This window comes from Micromonospora sp. SH-82 (assembly GCF_051132485.1).
In the GTDB taxonomy this organism is placed as follows: Bacteria; Actinomycetota; Actinomycetes; order Mycobacteriales; family Micromonosporaceae; genus Micromonospora.
This window is the reverse complement of sequence record NZ_CP148049.1, coordinates 5320412-5332863: the sequence shown is the minus strand read 5'-3', so window position 1 is coordinate 5332863 and position 12452 is coordinate 5320412. Positions and strand designations below refer to the sequence as shown.

The 12452-nt window shown below is 70.4% G+C and carries 11 protein-coding genes; 10 read left to right on the top strand and 1 reads right to left on the bottom strand.

Annotated elements, in window-relative coordinates; all coding sequences use genetic code 11:
* The first annotated feature begins 128 nt into the window (after positions 1 to 128).
* Positions 129 to 938, top strand: coding sequence for a TrmH family RNA methyltransferase (locus WHN02_RS23335; protein ID WP_434740837.1), 810 nt, complete (start codon positions 129 to 131; stop codon positions 936 to 938).
* An 85-nt stretch (positions 939 to 1023) separates the two neighbouring features.
* On the opposite strand, the gene WHN02_RS23330 is transcribed toward WHN02_RS23335, so the two are convergent.
* Entirely contained in the window at positions 1024 to 1869 is an 846-nt protein-coding gene (locus WHN02_RS23330; RefSeq protein ID WP_434744038.1) for a M23 family metallopeptidase, read from the bottom strand.
* 500 nt (positions 1870 to 2369) lie between these two features.
* On the opposite strand from WHN02_RS23330, the gene WHN02_RS23325 reads away from it, so the two are divergent.
* The 9 genes from WHN02_RS23325 to WHN02_RS23285 all read left to right on the top strand — a co-directional run bounded on the left by WHN02_RS23325 (position 2370) and on the right by WHN02_RS23285 (position 12436).
* Positions 2370 to 3572, top strand: a complete 1203-nt coding sequence (locus WHN02_RS23325; RefSeq protein ID WP_434744037.1) for a dipeptidase — start codon at positions 2370 to 2372, stop codon at positions 3570 to 3572.
* Positions 3569 to 5209, top strand: a complete 1641-nt coding sequence (locus WHN02_RS23320; protein ID WP_434740836.1) for an ABC transporter substrate-binding protein — start codon at positions 3569 to 3571, stop codon at positions 5207 to 5209. The genes WHN02_RS23325 and WHN02_RS23320 overlap by 4 nt, the downstream gene beginning before the upstream one ends.
* 37 nt (positions 5210 to 5246) lie before the next feature.
* Positions 5247 to 6200, top strand: a complete 954-nt coding sequence (locus WHN02_RS23315; protein ID WP_434740835.1) for an ABC transporter permease — start codon at positions 5247 to 5249, stop codon at positions 6198 to 6200.
* Between the two features lie 115 nt (positions 6201 to 6315).
* Entirely contained in the window at positions 6316 to 7203 is an 888-nt protein-coding gene (locus tag WHN02_RS23310; RefSeq protein ID WP_350896479.1) for an ABC transporter permease, read from the top strand.
* A 3-nt stretch (positions 7204 to 7206) separates the two neighbouring features.
* Positions 7207 to 8382, top strand: coding sequence for a M24 family metallopeptidase (locus WHN02_RS23305; RefSeq protein ID WP_434740834.1), 1176 nt, complete (start codon positions 7207 to 7209; stop codon positions 8380 to 8382).
* Complete coding sequence (locus tag WHN02_RS23300; protein WP_434740833.1) at positions 8379 to 9212, top strand: alpha/beta fold hydrolase; 834 nt, start codon at positions 8379 to 8381, stop codon at positions 9210 to 9212. The genes WHN02_RS23305 and WHN02_RS23300 overlap by 4 nt, the downstream gene beginning before the upstream one ends.
* A gap of 1 nt (position 9213) precedes the next feature.
* Positions 9214 to 10197, top strand: coding sequence for an ABC transporter ATP-binding protein (locus WHN02_RS23295; RefSeq protein WP_434740832.1), 984 nt, complete (start codon positions 9214 to 9216; stop codon positions 10195 to 10197).
* Positions 10184 to 11173, top strand: a complete 990-nt coding sequence (locus WHN02_RS23290; RefSeq protein ID WP_434740831.1) for an ABC transporter ATP-binding protein — start codon at positions 10184 to 10186, stop codon at positions 11171 to 11173. The genes WHN02_RS23295 and WHN02_RS23290 overlap by 14 nt, the downstream gene beginning before the upstream one ends.
* Positions 11174 to 11233: 60 nt before the next feature.
* Entirely contained in the window at positions 11234 to 12436 is a 1203-nt protein-coding gene (locus tag WHN02_RS23285; protein ID WP_434740830.1) for a dipeptidase, read from the top strand.
* Positions 12437 to 12452: the final 16 nt, after the last annotated feature.

Below are 12452 nucleotides of genomic sequence, written 5' to 3'. Positions count from 1 at the left end.
CGAAACGTCCGGCAGCGGGCGCACTACGTCCCACTCGACGGCGGAAGGAACGTCCGGACGTCGGGTGGAACGTGTCGCCCGCGACGGCGGAAGGAACGTCCGGACGGCGGTCGGGCAGAATCGTCGCCGTGCCCGTCGACGAGATCACCGACCCGGACGACGACCGGATCGCCGACTATCGTGCCCTGACCGACGTCGAGCTGCGGACCCGGTGGGAGCCGCCGCACGGGTTGTTCATCGCCGAGGGGGAGTTGGTGCTGCGGCGGGCGCTGCGGGCCGGGTACCCACCCCGGTCGTTTCTCGTCGACGCCAAGCGGGTGGGTCAGCTCGCCGACCTCGACACCGGTACGGCCCCGGTCTACGCGGCGACCCCCGACGTCCTGGAGCGGGCCACCGGGTTCCACGTGCACCGGGGGGTGCTCGCCTCGTTCCACCGCAGGCCGTTGCCGACGGTCCCGCAGGTGCTGGAGACGGCCCGTCGGGTGGTGGTCCTCGAAGACGTGAACAACCACACGAACCTTGGTGCCATCTTCAGGGCGGTGGCGGCGCTGGGGGTGGACGCGGTGCTGCTCTCCCCGTCCTGCGCCGACCCGCTGTACCGGCGCAGCGTACGGGTCAGCATGGGGGAGGTCTTCGCGGTGCCGTACGCCCGGTTGGAGCCCTGGCCGGACGGGCTGGCGCAGGTCCGCGCGGCCGGGTTCACGGTGCTGGCGATGACCCCGGCCCCGGACGCGGTGCCCATCCAGCGGCTCACCCCCGCCCAGCGGGACCGGACGGCCCTGCTGTTCGGGGCGGAGGGGCCGGGGCTGAGCCGGGGGGCCATGGCCGCCAGTGACCTGCGGACGGTGATCCCGATGCGTCGTGGGGTGGACTCGCTGAACGTGGCCGCCGCCACCGCGGTGGCCTGCTGGGAGTTGGGCCGCGACGACCTGCCCTGACCGGCCCCCGCCGCTCCGGCGCTGAAGCGCCGGTCGCCGGTCGCCGGTCGCCGGGCGCCGGTCGTCGGGCGGCAGGTGGTGGGCGTCAGGTGGTGGTCAGGTGTTTCCCGTTCTCGGGGACCCCGGCGGTGGGCGGGCCGTCGTCGATGCGGATGCCGGTGAAGCGCAGCGGCAGGCCCCGGGCGGCCGTCGCGTCGGCGCGGTCCATGAGGTGGGCGTGGACGTGGGGCTCGCTGGTGTTGCCGGAGTTTCCGCAGCGTCCGATCGGCTGTCCGGCCTCGACCCGGTCCCCGACCCGTACGGCGACCGAGCCCTTGGCCAGGTGGGCGACGAGGGCGAAGGAGCCGTCCCCGGCGTCGATGACGACGTGGTTGCCCAGGAGCGCCGACGGTCCGGCGAGGTCCCGGAAGGCCGCCTCGGCGAAGAGGTAGGCCACCGACCAGATCCTGGTACGGCTGCGGTGGTCGCGGGTGCCGTCGGTGACGCGTACGACGGTGCCGGTGACCATCGCCAGGACGGGCTGCCCGAAGGCGGGGTAGTCCTCGGCCGGGCGCATCCCCGGCCCGGCCCCGAACTCCGGGCGGGTGCCGTGGCCCTCCTCGGGGAGGGGGTCGTAGACCAGATCGATGGCGTGGGACTGGCCGTAGCCGCGGGTGCCGTGGCTGGGTACCCGGGTGGCCGGGCTGTTGAGGGCCAGCCATCGCCCGGCAACCGGGGGGTGTACCTCTCGTACCGGGGCATCCGGTACGTCCCCGACGGGCAGCAGGATCCCGGCGGCGCCGACCAGCCCGAGACCGGTACCGACCAGGAGGGCGATTTCGAAGATCGTCCCCGCTCCGGGCCAGAACACCTGGACCAGGATCGCCAGGGCGGCGAGCCCCAGTCCACCGAGGAGGATTCGACGGGAGTGACGCCGCAGGGCTTCGATCATGGTCGACACGGGGCTCAATCTACGACGGACCGGCCCGGCTCGCAGCGGTAGCGGTCCGGCGGCCCGGCCCGGTCCGGCTCGCAGCGGTAGCGGCCCGGCCCCGACTCGCTGGCGGTGGCGGTCCGGATCGGGTCGCGGTGGTGGCCCGGCCACCGATCAATTGGTCTGACCTCTCCGGGTCGGTGGGTGCGTTCCCACGGTGTCGTTCTTCGTCGTCGGGCCGCTCATGGTCGCCCGGGTCGCCCCGAAGCGTCGAGATCCGTCGTACGGCGGGCTGAGGTCGACCGTTCCGCCGATCCCGGCATCACCCGCTTGAGCAGGCCCTTCGTTGCAGTGTGGTTAATTCGGCCGGGTTGGATAACGGTCGGGTCACGGGATCTTCCCAATGTGTTTGCCGCTCACATAGCGTGCCCCAAGGCAGGAGGTCAGACCTCCATCCTCATGCCTCTTCCCGCCGTCCCGGCGGGGAGAGGCCCGAGCGGACCGAGGTGAGCTGGTTGGTGCAGGAAGTAGCCCCCCGATACGACGGATACCGGTCGTTCGACTACCTGGAACCCCGGGTCGACTACAAGGTCTTCGACCTCGCCCCCCAGCTCGGCCGGGTGCCCGAGCACGACCTCGGGCTCAGCGACGAACAGCGGCAGCGGGTGTCCCGGCTGCTCACCGAGCAGATGGCGATCTCCCTGCACGAGCACCCGAAGATCCTGCCGGCCGACGTCACCGAGCTGCGTGACTACAACCGCACCGGGCGCAACTCCTTCGGCTTCGAGGGGCTCGCCCGCTCCGGGATGACCGCCGTGTTCGACAACTTCATGAACGGCACCGGCTGCGTCACCAGCGAGCACGCCTGGAAGTGGGACGACGTCATCTACGACATCGGTCTGCGCTTCGCCGACGTGGCCAAGCAGGACTACGTGGTGGTGGCCACCACCCTGGAGGAGATCTTCGCGGCCAAGCGCGACGGCCGGCTCGCCCTGGTGGCCGGGCTTGAGGCGGCCACGATGATCGAGAACGAACTGGACCGGATCGACATCCTCTACGGGTTCGGGGTCCGGCAGATGGGCATCGCCTACAGCCAGGCGAACATGCTCGGTTCCGGGCTCTCCGAGGTCACCGACGGCGGCCTGACCCACTTCGGTCGGCGCGCGGTGACCCGGATGAACAAGCTCGGCATCGCCATCGACGTGTCCCACTCCGGGGACCGGACCTCCCTGGAGGTCGTCGAGGCGTCCCGGGTGCCGGTCTTCATCACCCACGCCGGGGCCCGCACCGTCTGGAACACCCCCCGGATGAAGTCCGACGAGGTGATCCGGGCCTGTGCCGAGCGCGGTGGCGTGATCGGCATCGAGGCCGCCCCGCACACCACCCTGTCGGAGAAGCACCCGCACCACTCGATCGAGTCGGTGATGGACCACTTCACCTACTGCGTCGACCTGGTCGGGATCGACCACGTCGCCTTCGGCCCGGACACCAACTTCGGTGACCACGTCGGGCTGCACGACAGCTTCACCCAGCACCTGGCGATCAGCAACGCACACGGGGCCGTGGAACACCCCCGGGTGCCGTACGTCTCCGGCATGGAGAACCCGGCCGAGTGCTTCAGCAACATCGTCGGCTGGCTGGTCAAGCACGACTACTCCGATGACGAGATCACCAAGGTCATCGGCGGCAACATCGTTCGCGTCCTTCAGGAGGTCTGGTGAGCACGTCAAACATCCGCCGACACGGCCGGTGGCGGGTCGCCGTCGCGGTCGGCGCGGCCGCCGCGCTGGCACTGTCCGGCTGCGGCCTCAACGAGGGCAACGACTCCGGTGAGGGTTCCTCCAACGGCGCCGGCACCGTCCTGCGCATCGGCACCACCACCGACGTCTCCAACTTCAACCCCTTGCAGTCGCTGTCCAAGACCGACTCCTGGATCCTCAACGCGATGTACCCGCACCTGCTGCGCATCGACGAGAACGCGCAGAAGGCCCCGGAGCTGGCCAAGGACTACGGGTACGAGGACGACGGCAAGACCGCCGTGTTCAACCTCCGCGACGACTTCACCTGGACCGACGGCAAGCCGGTGACGGCCGAGGACGTCAAGTTCAGCGCCGAGAAGATCATGGAGTACAAGCTCGGCAACGTGGCCGCGAAGCTCACCTGGGTCGAGTCGATCGAGGCCCCGGACGCCACGACCGTCAAGTTCAAGCTCTCCCAGCCGTACGCGCCGTTCGCCGAGGGCGTCGGCTTCTGGATGTCGATCGTGCCCAAGCACGTCTTCGAGCAGGCCGGTGACCTGTCGAAGTTCGCGAACGACTCCGACTGGGTCGGTGGTGGACCGTTCGTGCTCGACAGCGCCACCCGGGGTCAGCGCTACGTGATGAAGCGCAACGACAACTACCCCCTGGCGCCCGACGGCAAGGCGGCCCTGACCCAGGTCGAGTACCGGGTCTACCCGGACGTCAACACGATGATGCTGGCGCTGCGCAACGGCGACATCGACCTGATGGGCAACCCGGTCCCGGCCTCGGCCACCAAGTCGTTCGAGGGCGACGAGAACATCGAGCTGACCAAGGTCGGGGCGCTGGGCTTCGCCCACCTGACCTACAACATGACCAACGAGCACCTCGCCAAGCAGGAGGTCCGCCAGGCGCTGTCGATGTCGGTCGACACCAAGGCGATCATCCAGTCCGTGTTGCAGGGCGACGGCCAGCAGATGGCCGGTCCGATCTCGCCGATCTTCAGCGAGTACGACAACACCGATATCCAGCCGTACCCGTTCGACCCGGAGGGGGCCAAGGCCAAGCTGGCGGCGGCCGGTTACACCGACGGCGACGGCGACGGGTTCTTCGACGGCCTCACCTTCGGTGTCGCCTGCGACCAGTCCAACGCCAACATCACCCGGGTGGTGCAGCTGTTCCGGGAGAGCGCGGCCAAGGCCGGGGTCAAGCTGGAGAACGAGTGCGTGGAGCGCAACACGTTCCTGGCCCGCACCAAGAGCGGTGAGTACGACATCGACGCCACCCAGTGGGGTGTCTTCGACAACCCGATGGACCAGCTGCGCAGCACCTACCTGTCCAGCAACCCGGGCGGCATCAACTACAACCTGCTCAAGTCCGACGAGATGGACCGCCTGATCAACGACGCGGCGGGCACCACGGACCAGGCCGCCTTCGTCGAGAAGATCAAGAACATCGACAAGGTCGTGCACGAGCAGGCGTACCTGACCCCGCTGTACGTGGAGAACTTCCAGTTCGCCCACAACTCCAGCAGGTTCACCGGCTTCGTCGCGTCGCCGTCGGACCTGCTCGGCATGGTCACCGCGTACTCGTTGGCCCAGGTCAAGCCGGTCGGCTGAGCCGGCACACACACCCGAGAAGGGAAAGGGGGTCCCCGTGGCACGGTTCGTGCTCAGCCGGGCGGTCAAGGCCGTCCTGACCGTGTGGATCGCGATCACCGCGACGTTCTTCCTGCTCCGGCTGCTGCCCGGGGACCCCACGACCCTGATGGTCGAAGGGGACATGACCCCGGAGATGCAGGAGGCGCTGCTGCGCACGTACGGCCTGGACCGGCCGTTGTGGGAGCAGTACGTGTCCTACCTGCGGGAGTTGACCCAGGGCAACTTCGGCATCTCGTTCCGGCAGATCCAGCCGGTCACCGACATCCTGGTCGACCGGCTGCCGTGGACGCTCATGCTGGCCGGTACGGCGTTCCTGGTGACCATCGCCATCGGCATCCCGATCGGGGTGTACGCGGCGGTGCACCGGGGCCGCTGGCCGGACAAGGTCCTCCAGGCCGCCGGGATCGGCGGGCACGCCCTGTTCGTGCCGAGCGTGGCGATGCTGCTGCTGGTCTACCTCGGTGCCCAACTCGGCTGGTTCCCCATCGGCGGGGCGATCGACCCGGACACCCGGGGGTTCGCCGCGTACCTGAGCCTGGCCCACCACCTGGTGCTGCCGGTGGCGTCCCTGGTCCTGGTGCAGCTCGGGCCGTACGCGTTGACGCTGCGGACCAACATGATCGAGGTCCTCGGCGAGGACTACATCCGGGCCGCGCGGGCCCGGGGGCTGTCCACCCGACGTCGGGTGTGGAAGCACGGCCTGCGCAACGCCATCCTGCCCGCGCTGACCCTGATGGGTCTGCAACTGGGCACCCTGGTCGGCGGGGCGGTGCTCACCGAGACCGTCTTCGCCTACCCCGGGGTCGGTCGGCTGATCTTCGAGGCGGTCGGGCAGCGCGACTACCCGGTGCTCCAGGGCGCCTTCATCATGCTCGCCGTCACTGTGGTCGTCGCGAACACCCTGACGGACCTGCTCTACGCCGTCCTCAACCCGCGGATCCGGTTGTGATCCGCCGATACCCGGCCGGGGTCGGGCGTCCGGCCCCGGCCCGGCACCGGCCGGGCGGTCCGCCCGGCCCCGGCCGTCACGCCCCGACGGTCGTCGTCGACGAGAGGAGAGTCCGGTGAGCGCTCCGGTGCTGACCGAGCAGACGGTGCCGCCCACCGAGCCCCAGGTCGGGGCCACCCGGGCGGCCTGGCGGGAGTGGCTGCGCCAGCCGTCGGCCCTGGTGTCGGTGGCGATCCTGCTGGTGATGGTGCTGCTGGCGGTCTTCGCCCCGCTGATCGCCGACGAGCCCGGTGGGACCGGCGCCGAGGTCCTGCAACCCCCGTCGGGGCGGCACTGGTTCGGCACCGACGACCTGGGGCAGGACATCTTCGCCCAGGTGGTCTGGGGCACCCGGACCAGTCTGGTGATCGGGGTGGCGGCCTCCCTGATCGCCCTGGTGCTGGGCACCGCGATCGGTCTGGTCTCGGCGTACGTGCGAGGGGTCGACGCGGTCGGCACGGTGATCACCGACGTGATGCTGGCGCTGCCCACCCTGCCCCTGATGATCATGTTGGCGGCGGTGGTCAGCCCCAGCGTGGTGACCCTGACCGTGATCATCGGCGTGTTCGCCTGGCCCGAGGTGGCCCGACTGATCCGCTCCCAGGGCCTGGTGGTGACGGCCATGCCGTACATCGACGGGGCCCGGGTGCTCGGTGCCAGCGGGTGGCGGATCGTCTCCCGGGAGATCCTCCCGGCGGTGATCCCGCTGATGGTGGTGAGCGTCCTGCTGACCGCCTCCCGGGCGGTCATCTCCGAGGCCGGTCTGAGCTTCCTCGGCCTGGGCGACCCGGACTCCTGGTCCTGGGGTCGGATCCTGCTCAACGCCCAGCGCAGCGGCGTGGTCACCATCGCCTGGTGGCAGACGCTGTTCCCGTCCCTGGCGATCCTCCTGCTGGTCCTCGCCGCGACGGTCGCCGGGATGCGCTTCAACGACTCCCGCGACCCACGACGCAACGGAGGCTGACCCGTGCGGCTGCCCGACAGTTTCTACTCCACCGTCCGTGCCCGGCTGACCGAGGCGCTGCACGAGCGTGACCTGGACGGATTCCTGGCCAGTTCGCCTGCTGACGTCGCCTTCCTCAGCGGGTTCTTCTACATCGCCACCGAGCGTCCGGTCTACCTCTGGATGCCCCGCGAGGGCGACCCGCTGCTGGTCGTCCCGCACCTCGACGTCGAGTACGCGGCCCAGCAGGGGGTGTCCCTGGACACCGTCAGCTACGCCGAGTTCCCCGGGCTGGTCACCCCCGAGCAGACCCTCGCCGCCGCGCTGACCGGACGTCGTACCCGCCGGATCGGTTTCGGCGCCGGGCTCACCGTCGGCGCGTTGGGCAAGCTCACCGCCGCCCTGCCCGCCGCCGACCTGGTGCCCACCGACGCGGTGGCGAGGCTGCGGCTGCGCAAGTTCCCCGAGGAGATCCCGCTGCACGAGGCGGCGGCCCGGATCTGCGACGACATGCTCGCCGCCGGCCGGGAGCTGATCGCCGAGGCGCTGCGGGCGGGACGGGAACTGCCCCGCGAGGACGAGATCGCCCGCCACGTCATCGGGTACGGCACCGACCGGATGTACGCCGAGTACGACATGGTCGTCTACACCACGAAGCTGGCCGGGGGACTGGTCTACGCCGGCCCCAACTCGGCGCTGCCGCACGGCCTGCCGACCCGGCGACGGATCCAGCCCGGCGACACCCTGATCCTCTCCCTCGGCGCGGCGGTGGCCAGCCGGTTCGTGGAGAGCGAACGGACCTTCGTCGTCGGTGAGCCGACCGCCGAGCAGCGCCGCTACTACGAGGCCGACCGGGAGGCCCAGCAGGTGGGCACGGAGGCGATGCTCGTCGGCCGGACCTGTGCCGAGGTCAACCGGACCTGCCTGGACGTGCTGCGCGGACACGGCCTGGGCGACTACATCAGGCACCGGCAGGGCCACGGGATCGGGTTGCAGAACCACGAGCCGCCCTGGGTGGCCGACGGGGACGACACGGTGCTCGCCGACGGGATGTTGCTCTCCAGCGAGCCCGGCGTCTACGTCCCCGGGCACGCCGGTTACCGGATCTCCGACACCGTCCTGGTCACCGACGCCGGTCCGCGTCGCCTGACCAGCTACCCCCGCGACCTGGAAGCCAACATCATCGAGGGAGTCCGATGAAGATCAACGGTGCCGAGCTGGTGGTCGAGGCGTTCGGCCCCGAGGACGCCCCGGCCATGATCGTCCACCACGGCGCGCCCGGCCTCGGGTCCCGCTCCGAGCCGACCCGGTCGTTCGGGCCGTTCGCCGACCGGATGCGGGTCATCGTCTTCGACGCCCGGGGGTCGGGGGAGTCCAGCGACGACGAGCCGTTCACCCACGAGCAGTGGGTCGCCGACGTCGACGCGATCCGCGAGCACTTCGGCTACGACCGGATCGTGATGGCCGGCGGATCGTACGGCGGGTTCATCGCCATGGAGTACGCCATCGCCCACCCCGACCGGGTCAGCGCGTTGATCCTGCGCGACACCGCCGCCGACACCGCCCACGACCACCTCGCCGTGGACCGGGCCCGCACCACCGACCGTACGGTGATCCCGCAGTGGGCCATCGACCGGATCGGGACCGGGCGGTTCACCAGCGACGACGAGCTGCGCGACTACTGGCGGGCGATCCTGCCCCTCTACGACCACCGGCACGACCCGGCCAAGGACGCCGCCCGGCTGGCCGCCACCCGGTTCCACTACCGCACCCACAATGCGGCCTTCGGGCAGAACATGCCCGGATACGACCTCAAGCCGAAGCTGCCCGGCATCACCTGCCCCACCCTGGTGACCGTCGGACGGCACGACTGGCGTACCCCGGTCGAGGCGTCCCAGGTCATCGCGGACCTGATCCCCGACGCCCGGCTGGTGGTCTTCGAGCACTCCGGACACTCCCCGCAGCTGGAGGAGACGGAGCGGTTCCAGCGGGTGGTCCGGGACTTCCTCGACGAGGCCGGGGTCGGCTGACATGGATCCGTTGCTGAACGTCACCGACCTGCGGGTGTCGTTCCCCGGGCCGAGCGGACCGGTGAACGCCGTCAACGGGGTGTCCCTGGAACTCGCCGCCGGCCGGACCCTCGCCCTGCTCGGCGAGTCCGGCTCCGGCAAGAGCGTCACCGCCCAGGCGGTGATGGGGATCCTCGACGTCCCCCCGGCGAAGGTCACCGGGTCGGTGACCCTACGGGGGCGGGAGCTGCTGACCCTGTCCCCACGGGACCGGGACAGGGTCAGCGGCGAGGAGATCGGCATGGTCTTCCAGGACGCCATGGCCGCCCTCAACCCGGTCTTCACCGTCGGCGACCAGATCACCGAACTCCTCCGGGTCCGCCGGGGGATGTCCCGCGCCGACGCCCGCCGCCGCGCCGTCGAACTGCTCGACCGGGTACGCATCCCCGCCCCCGCCGACCGGGTCAAGGACTACCCGCACCAGTTCTCCGGCGGGATGCGCCAACGGGTGATGATCGCCCTGGCCATCGCGCTGGAACCGGCGGTGCTGATCGCCGACGAGCCCACCACCGCCCTCGACGTCACAGTCCAGGCGCAGGTCATGGAGCTGATCGCGGAGATCCAGCGGGACACCGGAACGGGACTGCTGCTGATCACCCACGACCTGGGGGTGGTCGCCGAGGTCGCCGACGACGTCGCCGTCATGTACGCCGGGCGGATCGTCGAACGCGGCACCGTCGAGCAGATCTTCGACGGGCCGGCCCACCCCTACACCGAGGGTCTGCTCGCCTCGATGCCCCGGGTGGACCGCACCGACGAGCAGTTGTACGCCATCCCCGGCTCCCCGCCCAACCCGGCGCGGCTGCCGACCGGCTGCCCGTTCCACCTGCGCTGCCACCGGGTCACCGACGTGTGCCGGAACACCCTGCCGGCCCTGGAACCCCTCCCGGCCGGGCGGGCCAGCGCCTGTCACCACCGCACGGAGGTGTTGGATGCCACCCAGTGACGACGTCGTGCTCCGGGTCGAGAACCTGGTCAAGCACTTCCCCCTCAAACGCAGTGGATCCCTGCGGGCGAGCGGGGTGGTGAAGGCCGTCGACGGGATCAGCTTCGACCTGCGGCGGGGGGAGACCCTCGGGGTGGTCGGGGAGTCCGGGTGCGGCAAGAGCACCCTGGCCCGGACCCTGGTCGGCCTGGAGAAGCCCACCTCCGGCACCGTCCGCTTCGGCGACGAGGAGGTGCACACCGCCCGAGGTCGACGGCTGCGGGCACTGCGGCGACGCATCCAGATCGTGCTCCAGGATCCGTACACCTCGCTGAACCCGCGTCGGACGATCCGGGAGATCCTCACCCAGCCCTTCGAGATCCACCCGGAGGTGCTGCCGAAGGCCCGCCGGACCGAGCGGATATCCGAACTCCTCGACCTGGTCGGCCTCGACCCGAGCCTGCACCTGGACCGGTACCCGTACCAGTTCTCCGGCGGTCAACGCCAGCGCATCGGCATCGCCCGCGCCCTGGCCCTGCAACCCGACGTGGTGGTCTGCGACGAGCCGGTCTCCGCCCTGGACGTCTCGGTCCAGGCGCAGGTGGTGAACCTGCTGGAGCGGTTGCAGAAGGAGATCGGGGTGGCGTACGTCTTCATCGCCCACGATCTGTCAGTGGTCCGGCACATCTCCGACCGGGTCGCCGTCATGTACCTCGGCAAGCTGGTCGAGACCGGTCCCGGTGCCCCGTTGTACGACGCGCCCCGACACCCGTACACCAAGGCCCTGCTGTCGGCGGTCCCGGTCCCGGAACCGGCCGGCCGTTCCGACAGGCAGCGGATCCTGCTCGCCGGTGACCCGCCCAGCCCGGTGAACCCGCCGTCCGGCTGCCGGTTCCGAACCCGCTGCTGGCAGGCCACCGACACCTGCGCCACCCAGGAGCCCGTCCTGAGCGGCCCGGAGCACCCGGTCGCCTGCCACTACCCGCTGGCCGCGTGACGAGCCGGCACTACCCGCCGACCGCGTGACCGGCCGGCACGTCCACGAAGGAGACACACTGTGCTGCAAGAACCCGCGCCGCGGTACCAGGGCCACAAGTCCTACGAGTACCTTGAGCCGCACTCGGACTACCGGGTGTTCGCGTTGGCGCCGGAGCTCGGTCGGGTGCCCGGACACGACCTCGGCCTGACCGACGCGCAACGACAGCGGGTCACCCGGCTGTTGACCGACCACATCGCCGTCTCGCTGCACGAACACCCGGTGATCCTGCCCGAGGACGTCCGGGAGCTGCGCGCGTACAACCGGACCGCCAGGCAGCGCACCGGCTTCGAGGGGCTGTCCCGCTCCGGGCTCACCGCCGTGTTCGACAACTTCATGGCCGGGGCCTCCTGCGTGACCAGCGAGAACGGCTGGAAGTGGAACGACCTGGTGTACGCGGTCGGGATGCGGCTGTCCGACGTCTACAAGCAGGACTACGTGACCCTGGCGACCTCGCTCGCCGACATCCACGCCGCCAAGCGGGACGGCCGGTTGGCCCTGGTCGCCGGCCTGGAGTGCAGCAGCCCGATCGAGAACGAGCTGGACCGCATCGACATCCTGTACGGCTTCGGGATCCGGCAGCTCGGCATCGCGTACAGCCAGGCCAACATGCTCGGCGGTGGGCTCTCGGAGCGCCACGACGGCGGCCTGACCCACTTCGGGCGCCGCGCCGTCGACCGGATGAACAAGCTCGGCATCGCCATCGACATCTCCCACTCCGGTGACCAGACCTCCCTGGACACCGTCGAGGCGTCCCGGGTGCCGGTCTTCATCACCCACGCCGGGGCGCGGGCGGTGTGGAACACCTCCCGGATGAAGCCGGACGAGGTGATCCGGGCCTGCGCCGAGCGCGGTGGGGTGATCGGCATCGAGGCCGCCCCGCACACCACCCTGTCGGAGAAGCACCCGCACCACTCGATCGAGTCGGTGATGGACCACTTCACCTACTGCGTCGACCTGGTCGGGATCGACCACGTCACGTTCGGCCCGGACACCATGTTCGGCGACCACGTCGGGGTGCACGACACGTACGCCGCCAACTACGCCCACGACGCCGGCAACCGCCCCGAGCACCCCCGGGTGGAGTACGTGTCCGGTGTGGAGAACCCCGCCGAGGCGTTCGGCACCATCGTCGGCTGGCTGGTCCGGCACGACTACTCCGACGACGAGATCGCCAAGGTGATCGGCGGCAACACCCTGCGGGTGCTGGAGCAGGTGTGGTGAGCACGGTCCACCCGAC

Bases quoted from the DNA above. Each gene is read 5' to 3' on its own strand.
- WHN02_RS23330 (WP_434744038.1), bottom strand. From the start codon at position 1,869: ATGATCGAAGCCCTGCGGCGTCACTCCCGTCGAATCCTCCTCGGTGGA.
- WHN02_RS23290 (WP_434740831.1), top strand. From the start codon at position 10,184: ATGCCACCCAGTGACGACGTCGTGCTCCGGGTCGAGAACCTGGTCAAG.
- WHN02_RS23300 (WP_434740833.1), top strand. From the start codon at position 8,379: ATGAAGATCAACGGTGCCGAGCTGGTGGTCGAGGCGTTCGGCCCCGAG.
- WHN02_RS23295 (WP_434740832.1), top strand. From the start codon at position 9,214: ATGGATCCGTTGCTGAACGTCACCGACCTGCGGGTGTCGTTCCCCGGG.